The organism is Pseudomonas sp. GW821-FHT01C01 (genome assembly GCF_059422645.1).
The window spans coordinates 186,911-203,784 of record NZ_JBWKXF010000006.1; the positions used below are offsets into that span (position 1 = coordinate 186,911).

The 16,874-nt window shown below is 59.6% G+C and carries 14 protein-coding genes; 7 read left to right on the forward strand and 7 right to left on the reverse strand.

Annotated elements, in window-relative coordinates:
- The first annotated feature begins 295 nt into the window (after positions 1 to 295).
- Both AC07XF_RS06645 and AC07XF_RS06650 read left to right on the forward strand, forming a co-directional pair.
- A complete protein-coding gene (locus tag AC07XF_RS06645) occupies positions 296 to 5,191 on the forward strand; it encodes an NAD-glutamate dehydrogenase (protein WP_495025873.1) in 4,896 nt (1,631 codons plus the stop codon).
- Between the two features lie 208 nt (positions 5,192 to 5,399).
- The gene (locus tag AC07XF_RS06650; RefSeq protein ID WP_495025874.1) at positions 5,400 to 6,581 is read left to right on the forward strand and encodes a hypothetical protein; all 1,182 of its coding nucleotides are present in this window, start codon (positions 5,400 to 5,402) and stop codon (positions 6,579 to 6,581) included.
- A 178-nt stretch (positions 6,582 to 6,759) separates the two neighbouring features.
- On the opposite strand, the gene AC07XF_RS06655 is transcribed toward AC07XF_RS06650, so the two are convergent.
- The 4 genes from AC07XF_RS06655 to pdxR form a co-directional block, all read right to left on the reverse strand.
- Entirely contained in the window at positions 6,760 to 7,467 is a 708-nt protein-coding gene (locus AC07XF_RS06655) for an ATPase (RefSeq protein ID WP_495025875.1), read from the reverse strand.
- A gap of 229 nt (positions 7,468 to 7,696) precedes the next feature.
- Entirely contained in the window at positions 7,697 to 8,107 is a 411-nt protein-coding gene (locus AC07XF_RS06660) for a cupin domain-containing protein (RefSeq protein WP_495025876.1), read from the reverse strand.
- 268 nt (positions 8,108 to 8,375) lie between these two features.
- Entirely contained in the window at positions 8,376 to 8,669 is a 294-nt protein-coding gene (locus AC07XF_RS06665; RefSeq protein ID WP_442096585.1) for an antibiotic biosynthesis monooxygenase family protein, read from the reverse strand.
- Between the two features lie 123 nt (positions 8,670 to 8,792).
- Positions 8,793 to 10,226 (reverse strand): MocR-like pyridoxine biosynthesis transcription factor PdxR, encoded by a 1,434-nt coding sequence (gene pdxR / locus AC07XF_RS06670; protein ID WP_495025877.1) that lies wholly within the window; start codon positions 10,224 to 10,226, stop codon positions 8,793 to 8,795.
- Between the two features lie 205 nt (positions 10,227 to 10,431).
- On the opposite strand from pdxR, the gene AC07XF_RS06675 reads away from it, so the two are divergent.
- The 3 genes from AC07XF_RS06675 to AC07XF_RS06685 all read left to right on the forward strand — a co-directional run bounded on the left by AC07XF_RS06675 (position 10,432) and on the right by AC07XF_RS06685 (position 12,621).
- Positions 10,432 to 10,872 carry a carboxymuconolactone decarboxylase family protein gene (locus AC07XF_RS06675; RefSeq protein ID WP_495025891.1) on the forward strand — a complete coding sequence of 147 codons (441 nt, stop codon included), beginning with the start codon at positions 10,432 to 10,434 and terminating at the stop codon, positions 10,870 to 10,872.
- 73 nt (positions 10,873 to 10,945) lie between these two features.
- Positions 10,946 to 11,926: a LysR substrate-binding domain-containing protein gene (locus AC07XF_RS06680; protein ID WP_495025878.1), complete on the forward strand. Its 981-nt coding sequence runs from the start codon at positions 10,946 to 10,948 to the stop codon at positions 11,924 to 11,926.
- Between the two features lie 173 nt (positions 11,927 to 12,099).
- Positions 12,100 to 12,621 carry a GNAT family N-acetyltransferase gene (locus AC07XF_RS06685; protein ID WP_495025879.1) on the forward strand — a complete coding sequence of 174 codons (522 nt, stop codon included), beginning with the start codon at positions 12,100 to 12,102 and terminating at the stop codon, positions 12,619 to 12,621.
- A 1-nt stretch (position 12,622) separates the two neighbouring features.
- Here the strand turns inward: AC07XF_RS06685 and AC07XF_RS06690 are convergent, their stop codons facing one another.
- Positions 12,623 to 13,315 (reverse strand): aspartate/glutamate racemase family protein, encoded by a 693-nt coding sequence (locus AC07XF_RS06690; protein ID WP_495025880.1) that lies wholly within the window; start codon positions 13,313 to 13,315, stop codon positions 12,623 to 12,625.
- 76 nt (positions 13,316 to 13,391) lie between these two features.
- Here AC07XF_RS06690 and AC07XF_RS06695 point away from each other — a divergent pair, with 76 nt between their 5' ends.
- Together AC07XF_RS06695 and AC07XF_RS06700 are read left to right on the forward strand one after the other, a co-directional pair.
- On the forward strand, positions 13,392 to 14,168 hold the full coding sequence (locus AC07XF_RS06695) for a helix-turn-helix domain-containing protein (RefSeq protein WP_495025881.1): 777 nt from the start codon (positions 13,392 to 13,394) through the stop codon (positions 14,166 to 14,168).
- A gap of 70 nt (positions 14,169 to 14,238) precedes the next feature.
- Positions 14,239 to 14,733 (forward strand): hypothetical protein, encoded by a 495-nt coding sequence (locus AC07XF_RS06700; protein WP_495025882.1) that lies wholly within the window; start codon positions 14,239 to 14,241, stop codon positions 14,731 to 14,733.
- Between the two features lie 153 nt (positions 14,734 to 14,886).
- On the opposite strand, the gene AC07XF_RS06705 is transcribed toward AC07XF_RS06700, so the two are convergent.
- Positions 14,887 to 15,108, reverse strand: a complete 222-nt coding sequence (locus AC07XF_RS06705; protein WP_495025883.1) for a cbb3-type cytochrome c oxidase subunit 3 — start codon at positions 15,106 to 15,108, stop codon at positions 14,887 to 14,889.
- On the reverse strand, positions 15,108 to 16,535 hold the full coding sequence (ccoN, locus tag AC07XF_RS06710) for a cytochrome-c oxidase, cbb3-type subunit I (protein WP_495025884.1): 1,428 nt from the start codon (positions 16,533 to 16,535) through the stop codon (positions 15,108 to 15,110). The genes AC07XF_RS06705 and ccoN overlap by 1 nt, the downstream gene beginning before the upstream one ends.
- Positions 16,536 to 16,874: the final 339 nt, after the last annotated feature.

The following is a 16,874-nucleotide window of genomic DNA, read 5'->3' on the forward strand; positions in this document are numbered from 1 at the left end:
AGCTGCGTACCGTTGACCGAATATGTCGCAGCATCGCAAGCACGGGCCTTGCCGCTCTCGTTAAGCTGCGCAACGGATGAGCACCCGTAAAGACATTGCGCTGCACGCAGCCAGTCGTTTTTGCAGATGCCCATTCACGGAAGGTGAATGTGACCTGAGTGTCTCGTCCAGCTTCACCCACCTGTCACCCTGTTTCCTCTGCCCGAGAATCAGGAACAGGATGACGGGTAGCCCCCGAAAAGGGGTTTTGCACGCGACGCTTCCATCAATAACAAGCCCAAGCGGAGTACCACAGATGGCGTTCTTCACCGCAGCCAGCAAAGCCGACTTCCAGCACCAACTGCAAGCGGCACTGGCGCAGCACATCAGTGAACAGGCACTGCCACAAGTGGCGCTGTTCGCTGAACAATTCTTCGGCATCATTTCCCTTGACGAGCTGACCCAGCGTCGGTTGTCCGATCTCGCTGGCTGCACCCTTTCTGCATGGCGCCTGCTTGAGCGCTTCGATCACGCGCAACCGCAAGTGCGCGTCTTCAACCCCGATTACGAACGCCACGGCTGGCAGTCGACCCACACCGCGGTCGAAGTGCTGCACCACGACCTGCCATTCCTGGTGGACTCGGTGCGTACCGAGCTGAACCGCCGCGGCTACAGCATCCATACCCTGCAAACCACCGTGCTGAGCGTGCGTCGTGGCGGCAAGGGCGAGCTGTTGGAAATCCTGCCGAAAGGCACCCAGGGCGACGACATTCAGCAAGAGTCGCTGATGTACCTGGAAATCGACCGCTGCGCCAACACTGCCGAGCTCAATGTCCTGAGCAAAGAGCTGGAGCAGGTGCTCGGTGAAGTTCGCGTTGCCGTCGGCGATTTCGAACCGATGAAGGCCAAGGTCCAGGACATCCTGACCAAGCTGGACAACAGCCAGTTCGCCGTCGACGCCGACGAGAAGAACGAAATCAAGAGTTTCCTGGAATGGCTGGTGGGCAACCACTTCACCTTCCTCGGCTACGAAGAGTTCGTGGTCAGCGACGAGGCCGATGGCGGCCATATCGTCTACGACAAGGACTCCTTCCTCGGCCTGACCAAGCTGCTGCGTGCCGGCCTGACCTTCGATGACCTGCGCATCGAAGACTACGCGGTGAACTACCTGCGCGAACCGACCCTGCTGTCGTTCGCCAAGGCTGCGCACCCAAGCCGTGTGCACCGTCCGGCTTACCCGGACTACGTGTCGATCCGCGAAATCGACGCCAATGGCAAGGTGATCAAGGAATGCCGTTTCATGGGCCTGTACACCTCGTCGGTGTATGGCGAGAGCGTGCGGGTGATCCCGTACATCCGCCGCAAGGTCGAGGAAATCGAACGCCGTTCCGGCTTCCAGGCCAAGGCTCACCTGGGCAAGGAACTGGCGCAAGTGCTCGAAGTGCTGCCACGCGACGATCTGTTCCAGACGCCAGTGGACGAGCTGTTCAGCACCGTGATGTCGATCGTGCAGATCCAGGAACGCAACAAGATTCGCGTGTTCCTGCGCAAGGACCCGTACGGCCGTTTCTGCTACTGCCTGGCCTACGTGCCGCGTGACATCTACTCCACCGAAGTGCGCCAGAAGATCCAGCAAGTGCTGATGGATCGCCTGAAAGCGACCGACTGCGAGTTCTGGACGTTCTTCTCCGAGTCCGTGCTGGCCCGCGTGCAGTTGATCCTGCGCGTCGACCCGAAAAACCGCCTCGACATCGACCCGCTGCTGCTGGAAAAAGAAGTGGTGCAGGCCTGCCGCAGCTGGCAGGACGACTACGCCGCCCTGACCGTTGAAAGCTTCGGCGAAGCCCAGGGCACCAACGTGCTGGCCGATTTCCCGAAAGGCTTCCCGGCCGGTTACCGCGAGCGTTTCGCCGCGCATTCCGCTGTGGTCGACATGCAGCATCTGTTGAGCCTGAGCGACAAAAACCCGCTGGTGATGAGCTTCTATCAGCCGCTGGGCCAGGTTGCCGGTCAGCGCCAGCTGCATTGCAAGCTGTACCACGCCGATACTCCGCTGGCACTGTCCGACGTCCTGCCGATCCTGGAAAACCTCGGTCTGCGCGTGCTGGGCGAGTTCCCGTATCACCTGCGTCACAGCAATGGCCGTGAGTTCTGGATTCACGATTTCGCGTTCACTGCCGCCGAAGGCCTGGAACTCGACATCCAGCAACTCAACGACACGCTGCAGGACGCATTCGTCCACATCGTGCGTGGCGAGGCCGAGAACGACGCGTTCAACCGCCTGGTACTGACCGCTGGCCTGCCATGGCGCGACGTGGCGCTGCTGCGCGCCTACGCCCGTTACATGAAGCAGATTCGTCTGGGCTTCGACCTGGGCTATATCGCCAGCACCCTGAACAACCACACCGACATCGCTCGCGAGCTGACCCGGTTGTTCAAGACCCGTTTCTACCTGGCGCGCAAGCTGACCGGTGAAGATCTGGGTGACAAGCAGCAACGTCTGGAACACGCGATTCTCAGCGCCCTGGACGACGTCCAGGTACTGAACGAAGACCGCATCCTGCGTCGCTACCTGGACCTGATCAAGGCTACCTTGCGGACCAACTTCTATCAGACTGATGCCAACGGCCATAACAAGTCGTACTTCAGCTTCAAGTTCAACCCACACTTGATTCCCGAGCTGCCGAAGCCAGTACCGAAGTTCGAAATCTTCGTTTACTCGCCGCGCGTCGAAGGCGTGCACCTGCGCTTCGGCAACGTTGCTCGTGGCGGTCTGCGCTGGTCCGACCGTGAAGAAGACTTCCGTACCGAAGTCCTGGGCCTGGTAAAAGCCCAGCAAGTGAAGAACTCGGTGATCGTGCCGGTGGGTGCGAAGGGCGGCTTCCTGCCGCGTCGCCTGCCACTGGGCGGCAGCCGTGACGAGATCGCGGCCGAGGGCATCGCCTGCTACCGCATCTTCATTTCGGGCCTGTTGGACATCACCGACAACCTGAAAGACGGTGCACTGGTACCGCCGGCCAACGTCGTGCGTCATGACGACGATGACCCGTACCTGGTCGTGGCGGCGGACAAGGGCACTGCGACCTTCTCCGACATCGCCAACGGCATCGCCATCGACTACGGCTTCTGGCTGGGTGACGCGTTTGCGTCCGGTGGTTCGGCCGGTTACGACCACAAGAAAATGGGCATCACCGCCAAGGGCGCGTGGGTCGGCGTACAACGCCACTTCCGCGAGCGCGGCATCAATGTCCAGGAAGACAGCATCACCGTTGTGGGCGTCGGCGACATGGCCGGTGACGTGTTCGGTAACGGCTTGTTGATGTCTGACAAGCTGCAACTGGTCGCAGCCTTCAACCACCTGCACATCTTCATCGATCCGAACCCTGAGCCGGCGTCGAGCTTCGCCGAGCGTCAGCGCCTGTTCGATCTGCCGCGTTCGGCCTGGTCGGACTACGACACCAGCATCATGTCCGAAGGTGGCGGTATCTTCTCGCGCAGCGCGAAGAGCATCGCGATTTCCCCGCAGATGCAAGAACGCTTCGACATCGAGGCCGACAAGCTGACCCCGACCGAACTGCTGAATGCCTTGCTCAAGGCGCCGGTGGATCTGTTGTGGAACGGCGGTATCGGCACCTACGTCAAAGCCAGCAGCGAAAGCCACGCCGATGTCGGCGACAAGGCCAACGATGCACTGCGCGTGAACGGCAACGAACTGCGCTGCAAAGTGGTGGGCGAGGGCGGTAACCTCGGCATGACCCAACTGGGTCGCGTCGAGTTCGGCCTCAATGGCGGCGGCTCCAACACCGACTTCATCGACAACGCCGGTGGCGTGGACTGCTCCGACCACGAAGTGAACATCAAGATCCTGCTGAACGAAGTGGTTCAGGCCGGCGACATGACCGACAAGCAACGTAACCAGTTGCTGGCGAGCATGACCGACGAAGTCGGTGGTCTGGTGCTGGGCAACAACTACAAGCAGACTCAGGCCCTGTCCCTGGCAGCCCGTCGCGCCTTGCCGCGGATTGCCGAATACAAGCGCCTGATGAACGATCTGGAAGGCCGCGGCAAGCTGGATCGCGCCATCGAGTTCCTGCCAGCCGAAGAAGCCATCAACGAGCGTATCGCGGCAGGCCATGGCCTGACCCGTGCCGAGCTGTCGGTGCTGATCTCCTACAGCAAGATCGACCTCAAGGAGCAGTTGCTGGGCTCCCTGGTGCCGGACGACGACTACCTGACCCGCGACATGGAAACCGCTTTCCCGCCAACGCTGGTGAGCAAGTTCTCCGCGGCCATGCGCCGTCACCGTCTGAAACGTGAAATCGTCAGCACCCAGATCGCCAACGATCTGGTCAACCACATGGGTATCACCTTCGTTCAACGACTCAAAGAGTCGACCGGCATGAGCCCGGCGAACGTGGCCGGCGCCTACGTGATCGTGCGTGACATTTTCCATCTCCCGCACTGGTTCCGTCAGATCGAAAACCTCGATTACCAGGTTTCGGCCGACGTGCAACTGGAGCTGATGGACGAGCTGATGCGCCTGGGCCGTCGCGCTACGCGCTGGTTCCTGCGTGCCCGTCGCAACGAGCAGAACGCCGCCCGTGACGTCGCGCACTTCGGTCCTCATCTGAAGGAGTTGGGCCTCAAGCTCGACGAACTGCTCAGTGGCGAGATTCGCGAGAACTGGCAGGCTCGCTATCAGGCGTACGTCGCAGCCGGTGTGCCGGAGTTGCTCGCGCGCATGGTGGCTGGCACTTCGCACCTGTACACCCTGCTGCCGATCATCGAGGCTTCCGACGTGACCGGCCAGGACCCTGCGGACGTGGCCAAGGCCTACTTCGCCGTGGGCAGCGCGCTGGACATCACCTGGTACCTGCAACAGATCAGCGCTCTGCCGGTTGAAAACAACTGGCAGGCCCTGGCCCGTGAAGCGTTCCGCGATGACGTCGACTGGCAGCAACGTGCGATCACCATCTCGGTCCTGCAACAGGGCAACGGTACTCCGGACGTGGAAACACGCCTGGCGCTGTGGATGGCGCAGAACGACAGCATGATCGAGCGCTGGCGCGTCATGCTGGTGGAAATCCGTGCCGCCAGCGGCACGGACTACGCCATGTACGCGGTGGCCAACCGCGAGCTGCTGGATCTGGCATTGAGCGGGCAAGCGGTTGTGCCTGCTCCTGTCGCCGCCGAGCTGGAACCGGCGGCCTGATCAGGCGTTGAATGAAAAAGCCCCGCATTGAGAGATGCGGGGCTTTTTTTTGTGTTCGGGGCGAGACACCGGCGTCTTGCTTTTCGATTTCATTTCCTTTGGTTCTTATCGATAAATCCAATTATTCCTATGCCAAATTTTGGTATCGCTACTCTTGGTTGCAGTTGATGGATCACCCACCCGCAGCAATCAAATGGAGCAATACATCATGCTGTCCCTCGCTCATGCCATCCGCAAAAACACTGTTTCTCTCGCCCAAGTGCAGTCTGACTACAAACAGAACGTGGTCGCGGTTAACACCGTAATGACCAGTGTCCTGGGATCAAGCCTGCCCACCCTCAACCAGGTGCCGCCAGACTGGCCGGCGTTCGTTAGCGCTTTTGAAGCGGCTAATGGCGATGCCTTGAATTGGGTTAACACGGTGATGGCCCGCTTGCTCAACGTTCCGCAGGACGTCATTGGCTATAACGCAGTGATCAGTCAGGTGCTTCAGGATGCTAAAAATCAGAGCCAGACTCTCGTCGCTCAACCCTCTAATCAGGTTGCTTTGGCGGCACTCAATCAGGATCTGACCACGCTCACTGGCCAGCTGGGGTTGGTGACTTCTTTCATCAGTGGGGCCATCAGTGCCTTGCAAAAATCGAGCGATACGTTGCCTGATATGGCCGCTCAGCTTCAAAGCATCGCTGACAAATCGACGGTCGATGCCAATGCTGACCAAGCCCAAATCGACACGCTCAATGCTCAAATCGATCAGCTCAAGGCGGATATAAAGAGCCTCACTGCAGCCATTATTGCGCTCGGTATTGCTGATGGTGTGGCCTTGACGTTGGGCGTTGTGGCGACGATCGCCCTATGGCCTGTTGGTGCGCTTGTATGGTTTATGCTTGGCCCGGCGATTGCGGTTGCCAGTACCTACATTGCGCTGGATGCCAAGCAAATCGAGGCTGACAAGGCGACGATTACCGCGACCCTTGCCACCATCCAAGGCATCACAGCCGATGTCGCAACATTGCATGTGCTGGCGCACAATTTTGCCGATATGGCTGCTCAGTCGGTGGCCATTGAGGCGAGCCTCCAGGCGGTTTTAGCTGAGTGGCAAACGCTTGAAAACGATGTCAACGCTGCGGTAACCGACATCCGGACCGCCATATCTGACGCCGGCGCGAGCAACTTCTCTGCAGTACTCAATGACGTCAATGAAGCCATCAGTGAATGGAACGACTCCTATGCGCAAGCGGGCTCGTTGCAGCTGGATTTGCAGGTCAACAACGCCAACCTCCAATACGGCATGTCCTCGGCTCAGGTTCAGACCGCCATGGCCGGTGCACAAACGGTGGATCTGATCAGCTACTACAACCAAGTGTCGCTACAGAGAAAAGTGGCTTGAGTACACGAAAAACCCCGTGAGCACGGTGACTTTTTGAGTTTGTGTTTGCGGTGACTGGTCTGACGCCTTCGCGGGCAAGCCCGCTCCCACAGTGATTTGTGTTGTACGCACCACCCATGTACACCAAATCAACTGTGGGAGCGGGCTTGCCCGCGATGGGGATATAAACACCCATTAATTACTTGAAGACTGAAGTTTTTTCAGTGTTCATCGACACATTACTTGTCGGGCTGGTCAGTAAATTGCTGAGCGACTGGTCAAACTTTTGCAGCGCCCTGACTTGTACGTTCTGTTGTTCATTAATGTCCGCAACTATATCTTCGCTACGTTTATAGTCCGCCCAGACCGGACTAAGCGCTTTTGCATCGTGACCTTTTGCAGTACCGATGTAATTGAAGTTTTTGTCATAGAAGTCCGCACTGACATCCGCCTGTATGTCGGAACTGCGCGACGTTATCAGTTGACTGCGGGTGTCGACCACCGCCATCACATCCGGTTTCGCCGCCCTGAGGCTCTGCATGTCCGGATACACGGTAACCGAGCCGAATTGCCGCTGCAGCGAGGCTTTGACCCAATCCACGGCCAGGTCCGGCCTGGAAGTGGCTACGTAGGCGTCATGAATCGGCTGCACCAGCAGGCTCTGGCCGAAACCCGTGCCGGCGTTGGCCTGGTAGTCCCGAAGGTAGGCGCGGTTGGTTTGAGTATTCTGGCTGTAGACGATGCCCAGCGAGACATGGCTGCCGTTGGTGATACGGGTGGCAGCGCTGCGGCCTACCGGTTCGGTAAAGATACCGTTCAGCGAAGAAACCGCTGTCGGCGCAGTGGGGATCGAGCAACCGGTTAAAACAACAACCATGGTCAACGTACTGGCAAGCACAAGTTTCATGGTGTTTCTCCAGTGAATCAACTTCAGTCGAAAGTTAAAGTTGCCGGTGTTGTGCCGGCGGTGACTAAAGACTAAACCCTGGATGATTTATTTAAATGGCCAATATCCGTCCTGATCAGGCGACTAATAGTTTTGTTTGATTTAAAAGTTTTCGGTTAATTGCGTGAGGAAATAAAAAGGCCCGAATCACGAATTCGAGCCTTTTTATTTATAGCTGTACGTTCAGCCATCAGTTTTCCAAAGGGATCAGCACTTTTTCCTCCGGCGCCAATACCATGAACACCAGCAGCCTGGCTGGCTTGGTCGCACTGGCGTTTTTCGACACCATGTGTTCCGACCCGGCCGGTTCATACCAGAACTCACCGGCCTTGTAGGTTTTTGCCGCCTCGCCTTTGACTTGGGAAATGATCTCTCCCGAAAGGACATAAGCCATGGCGGTACCTTCGTGCTTGTGGGCGATGGAGGACTGCCCGGGCTCGTAATCGACTTCGATCATCAGCGCTTTTTTACCGGGGACGTTTTTCAACATCTCGTCCTGCAGGATGGTGACCTTTTCCGACGGGTCATGGGCAAAAGCCGATGTGCAGACCATCAGGGCCAAGGCAGCAAGGGGGGCAGCACAAAAGCGCAATACATTCATGGATCTTTACCTGCGTGGGTTAGTTGTCGAAAACAACAATAGTGCGCAAGCAGTAGAGGTTAAACAGCCAATATTCGGGAAGGCGGGGGGACCAATTGCAGACGATTTCGGGGAACGGAGAATGAATTGTGGCGAGGGAGCTTGCTCCCGCTCGTCTGCGCAGCAGACGCAAAACCGGTAAACGCGGTCTGCCTGACCCTTTGCGTGTACCGGTTTTGGGGCCGCTTCGCAGCCCGGCGGGAGCAAGCTCCCTCGCCACAGGTATCGGTTAAACAATCGGGAAGCTGTTGAAGTCCACGGCATTGGCCAGTTGGCTATCGATCAGGCCGATGAAGCCCTGGACTTCGGGGCAGTTGAAATGCGAACGCATGGCCGCTTCCGATTGCCAGTGGGCGCTGACGGTCCAGCGATTGGTGTCCTCTGGGCAGCGGTCGACCATATAGGAATCGCAGCCCGGTAGTTCACGCAGGGTTTCGACAATCTTCTGCAATTGCCTGCCCAGTTCATCCGAACGGCCGGCGGCGGCCTGTACCTGTACGGTATTGATCACTTCATAGGACATTGCTCACACTCCTGAATCAGGCCGGACGAATCCTGCTCATTGAGGGATAACGCTTATGCAGGATAGGCCTGCACCCCGGGACCGCCAATAGCCAATCGCCGGATAAAGCGGCAGGCCAATCCGTCAGGCCACCTGTTGCAGGATGTCGCGCAAACGGTCCAGAGCGATGTCGATGTCGAGGGTTTCGATGGCGCCAAAACCGAACCAAAGCCCGGCCCTGGGCGTTTCCTGATAGAAAAAGCTGTCGATGGCATAGAGCCCGACTTCGACTTTTTTCGCCAGTTCGATCACTAATGGAATATCCAGCGGCACTTTGCACATCACCACCATGTGGAAGCCGGCAGTGGTCGGCACCGCCTCCAGCCACGGCGAGAGGTCGCCGGCCATGCGCGCCAGGATCCGCTCGCGGCGGCCGGCATAGATCGTATGGCAGCGCCGAATGTGCTTGAGCAGGCAGCCTTCAGCGATGAACTTGGCCAGCGCCCATTGCGGCAGGGTCGAAGTGTGCAGGTCGGTGAGTTGCTTGGCGCGCACCACGGCCTCAAGGATCGCCGGTGGCAAAATCCCATAGCCCAGGCGCAGTTCGGGTAGCAGGGTTTTGGAAAAAGTCCCGACGTAAGCGACGACCCCGCGTTCATCCATGCTTTGCAGGGAGTCGGTGGGACGGCCCTCGTAGCGGAATTCGCTGTCGTAGTCGTCCTCGATGATGATCGCGCCCAACTCATGGGCCTTGGCCAGCAGTGCCACCCGGCGCGCCTGGCTCATCGGCATGCCCAGCGGGAACTGGTGCGAAGGGGTGACGTAGATCAGACGCGTGCCGCGCGGGATTTTGTCCACCACAATGCCTTCGGCGTCCACCGGCACGCCAATCACCGTGGCGCCATGGGTGCCGAACAGCAGGCGCGCGGGCGGGTAGCCGGGGTCCTCCATGGCGACCAGGCTGCCCGGACTGATCAGCACGCGGGCGATCAGGTCCAGCGCCTGCTGCGCACCATTGCACACCACCACATCCTCATCCTGACAATTGACCCCACGGGAGAACGCGATGTGCCGCGCAATGGCGTTGCGCAAGGCCGGCAGTCCCTCGGGCAAGCTGTAGAAACCCTTGGAACCGGCAATCTGGCGCAGTGCATGGGAGGTGCAACGCCGCCAGTCATCCTGGGGAAACTGGCCCTTGCTGGTCGCACCACCGATGAAGTCGTAGCGCAGTGAGCCTTCCAGGGTCGGGTGACGCAGAAACACTGGCAGATTTCGCCAGGATTCGATCACCTCGAAACCGGCGAGCTCGCAATGGCTTTGTTTACGCTGCACTTTCGAAGTGCGCGCGTTGACGTAGGTGCCTTTGCCGACCACCCCGGTGAGGAAGTTTTCGTAGGTCAGCTGGGCGTAGGTATCGGATATGGTCTTGCGCGAAATACCCAATTGTTCGGCCAGCAAACGACTGGGCGGCAGTTGCGTCCCGGCGGCCAGGCGACCGGACTCGATGGCGCTGCGCAGTTGGTTGTACAGCTGGCCGGCCAGGTCCTTGCGACCGTTGATGACAACATGTAGTTCCATACCGGCGAGGCTCCGGGGCGATTGAGGCGCGTGTGCGTCGCGCAAGATTACCCTTATCCGCCGGTGGTGCAGAAGTTGTGCAGTGGAAAAACCGTCGATTGGTCTGGTGGCGGTGGTCCACGGGGAATTCGCCGAATTGGATCTGTCATGCCCCCGCGCCAGCGACTACCGTGAGGATCACATCACGGTTGCACGAGATCGCTCCATGAACCCCCGTCTGGATTACTACAGCGCGTCCCCCAAAGCGATGAAAGCCATGATCGCCATGGAGGCTCTGACCAGCAGCCTGAGCATCGAGCAGGGCCTGCTGCACCTGATCAAGATTCGTGCTTCGCAGCTCAATGGCTGTGCTTTTTGCACCGATATGCACTCGGTGGATGCCAGGCGCCTGGGCGAAAGCGATCGGCGCCTGTATTCCCTCGTGGTCTGGCGTGACAGTAACTTCTTCAATCCGCGGGAAAGAGCTGCGCTGGCCTGGACCGAGGCGGTCACCTTGCTCTCCGAAAGCCACGTGCCGGACGATGTCTACGTGCAAACCCGGGAGCAGTTCAGTGAAAGCGAATTGGTCGACTTGACCATCGCCGTCACCACCATCAACAGCTGGAATCGCCTGGCCGTGAGCTTTCGGCAAACACCCAGCGCCTGAGTCATTGTCACAGCAGGTTCATGAACGATCCGCAGGATGCAACTGTCATTGCAAGGTCGACAGGGAGTCCTCGATGTCAGTCATGGAAACCAGCGCCCACCAGGGGGCTGCCGAGTATCGTATCGCCATCGATAAAAACGCGTCCTGGCGCCAGTTGGCTGCAGGGCTCGACCCCGAACTGGCGCTGTATTTCACCGTCAGCGCCCGCTGCGGTTGTTTCATGCAGGCCGCCCGCAGTCTCAACATCAAGGCCACCCGTCTGCGCAGGCAATTGGTGCTGCTGGAAGCGCAGCTGCAGTGTTCGCTGTTCAATCATTCAGACAATGGCTTCAGCCTCAGCCGCGACGGCTTGCGCTTGCACGCACAGTTGATCGCCCTGGCCCATGAGCGCGATTTGCCGGTGATCGAGCAGCCGTTGATTCGGCTGGCCGTGGCGGACCCGATCCTGCATGACATTCTTGGTCGTGACCTGGTTGCACTGCTGCGGCGCAATGCCCGCGTGCGCCTGGACATCATTACAATCGACAGCGAATTATCCCTGCAAGCGGCCAGCGCCGACGTGGTGGTGTGGCTGGGCAAAACCGCATCGCCGTTACCGGGGCCAAGCTTTGCCACCACCGAACCCCGGCCTCTGGCGCAACTGGATTACCTGCCGCACATTGCCAAGCGCTACTCGCGGGTGGCTTCCAGGCCGGAACGCCTGGATGAACTGGCCGATTTTCTCCTGGTGCAATGGCGACAGGACTGCCAGGTTGAAAGCTTCCAGCCATGGAATGCACTGGTGGATGAACGCCTGGCCGGGGTGGTGCATCTGCAATCCTACGAGCTGATGCTGGAGATGATCCGTTGCAGCGCCTGCATCGGCCTGCTGCCGCACTACATGAGTCACTTCGATCGCGGGCTGATTGCCTTGCCGGGCTTGTTTGGCCGGCCGATGCAGCGTCAAGTGTGGATGGCGGTCAATGCTCAATCCGAGGACGATGCGCAGGTACGGATGATCGTCGAATTGATCGAAAACACCTTCGGCGAGCGCCGGGAGTGGTTTGAAAGGTGAGTGCGATCAAAATGTGGGAGCGGGCTTGCTCGCGAAAGCGGTTGACCAGACACCTTCAACGTTGAATGTGATGGCGCCTTCGCGAGCAAGCCCGCTCCCACATTGGTTCTCGCCACACTGGAAGGAAGCGTTATAGAGTGAACGGCCATGTCTGCTTCAAGGATGATTCACCCATGCCAGCCACCGATCCCGTCATCACCCTCGAACGCTTCAACGAATCCCATATCGAAGGCATTACGGCGCTGTACAACGACCCCGCAATCGCCCGTCAAACCCTGCAAATGCCGTTTCAGTCCACCGAACTCTGGCGCAGTCGCCTGGCGCTGGATAACGAACGCCTGGTGAAAGTGGTGGCCCTGCATCAAGGCACAGTCATCGGCAACATTGGCCTGGAGCAGTTCTCACGCATTCGCCGCAGCCATGCAGGCAGTTTCGGCATGGGCGTTGCGGTCGCCTGGCAGGGCAAGGGCGTGGGCTCCAAACTGCTCGCGACGGCGCTGGATATCGCCGATAACTGGATGAACCTGCATCGCGTCGAGCTTTCGGTGTACGCCGACAACGAAGCGGCCATTGCGCTGTATCGCAGGTTCGGCTTCGAAACCGAAGGCCTGTTGCGTGATTACGCCGTACGCGATGGCGTGCTGGTGGACACCTTGAGCATGGCGCGCCTGCGTCGCACGCCCAAGGCCGGTTGAGTCAGTCGCCCAGGGCGAACGCCACCGCAGCTTGCGCATGCAGCTCGGTGGTGTCGAGCAAGGGCAGGGCGCTGTGTTCGGGTTTGATCAGCAAACCAATTTCCGTGCAGCCAAGGATGATCGCCTGGGCGCCGCGCTGAGTCAGCGCCTTGATCACCTGCTGATACACCTGGCGCGAGGCTTCGCTGATCACGCCGACGCACAACTCGTCGTAGATGATCCGGTGCACGGCCTGGCGCTCCTCGGCCTCCGGCACCAGCACCGTCAAGCCCCGGGCAGCGAGGCGAGCCTTGAGGAAGTCCTGTTCCATGGTAAACGCGGTTCCCAGCAAACCCACCTTCAAGGCACCGGCTTCGACCGCTGCCTGAGCGGCCGGATCGGCGATGTGCAGGAAGGGAATGTCGATGGCGGCCTGAATCTGCCCGGCGACCTTGTGCATGGTGTTGGTGCACAACACCACGCAATCGGCGCCGCCCGCCTGCAAACGCTGCGCTGCATCCACCAGGATCAACGCCGCATCGTCCCAGCGACCGGCGTGCTGGGCCTGTTCGACAGGGCCGAAGTCGACGCTGTACATTAGCAATTTCGCCGAACGCAACGGCCCGAGGCGGTCGCGAACCTGTTGGTTGATCAGGCGGTAATACTCGGCGCTGGATTCCCAGCTCATGCCGCCGATCAGGCCGATGGTGCGCATGGTGTGCTCCTGTTGTTGGTAACCCTTTTCGAGAGTGTCCCGTGGATCTTCGCTTCGATCTATCAGGAAATTTCACATGCCCACGGTACTGAGCCAGGATCTGCTGGGCGGTCGGCTCAATGTGCAGCTGTTGCCCCGGGCGGCGTACAGCGCGCGCGATCCTGCGCAATGGCAAACCCTCGGCGTGACCCTGGAGCGCCAGCAGGGCGTACACGCGATCGATTCGGACCACCGGGTCGATTTCGATACTTTGCCCGGCGTGCTGGCGTACACCCCGATCGGCGTGGAGGTTTTTTCCGAATCGACCACCGGCGGCGAATATCTGCTACTGCGCCTGGACGACCCACTGGCCAAGCAGAATTTACCGGTGGTCAATCACCGCGTGCAGTCGGCCGGTAACCGGCAGGCGTTGATGTTGGGGCGGGAGTTGCGGCGCCTGCTGCTAGCACCTCAAGCAGATACGCTGGCGCTTGAACAATGTGCAATGGGGCTGGTTGGACTGGGCAACGGTACGGCGAATATGTCCCGGTGTGTCGCGCCGAAGGCATTCACCCGCGTGCTGGAGCAGATCGCCGAACAGTTTGATGAACCGCTGACACTGGAGCAATTGGCGGCGACCTACGGGCAAAACGAACTGCGCTTGCTGCGCGACTTCGCCCGGTACACCGGCCTCACGCCCCATGCTTATCTCGTGGAAATGCGGCTGCAAGCGGCGCGGCGGATGATCGAACGCACCGACCGACCCTTGGCCGACATCGCCCTGGAGGCCGGCTTCGCCCACCAGTCCCACATGGGCAGCGCCTTTCGCAAACACCTGGGCATGACCCCCAGCCAGTACCGTTCGCGCTTTTAGTCGTACGCCTGTAGCGCGCATCTGCCATGCTCGAAGTCCGCAGTACCGCTGCAACCAAAGGAACACCGCAATGGACGACGTACGGCAACTGGGCGAGATGCTTCGCCACTACGCAGAAAGCGAAGCGCACAAAAAACAAGTGTTTGAGGCGCAATCGGCCGAGTGGGCGACGCGCATCGGCGACCTGTTCGATCAGATCCAGCAATGGCTGGAGCCGGTGCTGGCGCCGAATCTGCTGGAGGTGAAGCGCGAAGCCTATGTTGCGTCCGGGCCGAGCGTGCCGGTCGAGACGTCGACGTTCAAGACCGAGAAACTGTCCATTGCGATTGCCGGCAAACCGGTGGAATTCGTGCCGGATGTGATGGGCGCCGGTGGGCAGATTTCCCTGGCAGTGATGGGTTTTACCGCCGCGCGCTATGGCAGCGTTTCGCTGGTGTGCCTGCCGCCGTCGAACGCCTGGCAGTGGCGCAAGACCAATGGCTTGAAGGACCCGGATACCTTTGCGTTCGATGCGGATTTTCTGGCGCAGCAGCTACAGGTTTTGATCCCCCGGGATCGTGTCTGACGGGTTCCAACTGTGTGAACAATAAATAACCCATGTGGGAGCGGCGGTGCGGCGATCCGACTTGCTCGCGAAGGCGGGTTGACATTCAACATCAATGTCGGCTGGCAGGTCCCCTTCGCGAGCAAGCCCGCTCCCACAGTGATCGGTGTTGCATCAGATATCGATGTTTCCCCAGCCCGGCTTCGCCTCTTCGGGCGCCACTGCATTGATGGTCTTCCCGGTAGCCGCCTCCACCCGCCGTGCCACCTCCGGGTCATCGGCAAACGGGATCAGACTGGCGTCATCCAGGCTCTCGGTGGTCTGGTGGCGCAGGCAGCATTCGATGGCGAACCACAGAAACACCATACCCAGCAGGTTCAGCATGACTTCCGTCATCAGGCTATCTGCGCCTCACGTTCCACCATCGCCACGTCCGATACCCGCACCGTGCGCCACACGTTGTAGGCCATCAACAACATGCCCGTGAGGAAGAACACACCGCCGGCCAAGCGCACCACAAATCCCGGATGGCTGGCCTGCAGGGCTTCGACGAACGAGTAGGTCAAGGTGCCGTCGTCGTTGATTGCACGCCACATCAGGCCCTGGGTGATGCCGTTGACCCACATCGAGGCGATGTACAACACGGTGCCGATGGTGGCGAGCCAGAAGTGCGCGTTGATCAGGCCGACGCTGTGCATCTGCTCGCGTCCGAAGACTTTCGGGATCATGTGGTATGTCGCGCCGAAGGTGATCATCGCCACCCAGCCGAGGGCGCCGGCGTGTACATGGCCGATGGTCCAGTCGGTGTAGTGGGAGAGGGCGTTGACCGTCTTGATCGCCATCATCGGCCCTTCGAAGGTCGACATGCCGTAGAACGCCAGGGACAGCACCAGAAAACGCAGGATCGGGTCGGTGCGCAACTTATGCCAGGCGCCGGACAGCGTCATCATGCCGTTGATCATTCCGCCCCAGCTCGGCGCCAGCAGGATCAGCGACATGGCCATGCCCAGCGACTGCGCCCAGTCCGGCAGCGCGGTGTAGTGCAAGTGGTGCGGGCCGGCCCAGATGTACAGGGTGATCAGCGCCCAGAAATGCACGATCGACAAGCGATAGGAATACACCGGCCGTCCGGCCTGTTTCGGCACGAAGTAATACATCATGCCGAGGAAACCGGTGGTCAGGAAAAAGCCCACGGCGTTGTGTCCGTACCACCACTGGACCATGGCGTCGGTGGCCCCGGAGTACACCGGGTAGGACTTGAACCAGCCCACCGGAATCGACAGGTGATTGACCACGTGCAGCATCGCAATGACCACGATGAACGCACCGAAGAACCAGTTGCCGACATAGATGTGTTTGGTCTTGCGCTGCACCACGGTGGTGAAGAACACGATGGCATAAGCGACCCAGACCACCGTCATCCACACCGCGCCGGAGAACTCGATCTCGGCGTATTCCTTGGTGGTGGTATAGCCCAGCGGCAGGGTGACCAGCATCACCACAATGACCGACTGCCAGCCCCAGAAGGTGAAGGCGGCGAGTTTGTCCGAGAACAGTCGCACCTGACAGGTGCGCTGCACCGCGTAATAACTGGCGGCGAATTGCGCGCTGCCGGCGAACCCGAAAATCACCAGGCTGGTGTGCAACGGGCGCAAACGACCGAAGGTGGTCCACGGCAGATCGAGGTTCATCTGCGGCCACACCAGTTGTGAGGCGATCCACACGCCCATCGCCATCCCGACGATGCCCCAGATCACGGTCGCCACGACGAATTGGCGCACGACCTTGTAGTTATAGGCCTGTCCGATAGTTGTTGTGCTCATGCTCAATGCTTCCACGGTTGCAATGCCGTGCACTGTAGAAAACCCGATGGAAACAAAACAGGCTCAGGAATCTTTCATTTATGCGGATCAGATTTGAGTGCTGCCCGCGGCCATTTGCTGCGCTCTGATACGGTTTTTATGCATTCAGGTGCATCTGTAATGATCTGCGCCGCAGGTCCATAGTCGATGCCACACAAGAACCGCCATAACCCCACCGGCCGTAGCAGCTGCCGAGCAGCGCGAGGCTGCGTTCGGCTGCGCAGCAGTCGTGAAATCAAACGACGCGGTATTCAGGAATACCGCGTTCGCAGGGTTTACGACGGCTTCGCCGCCGAACGC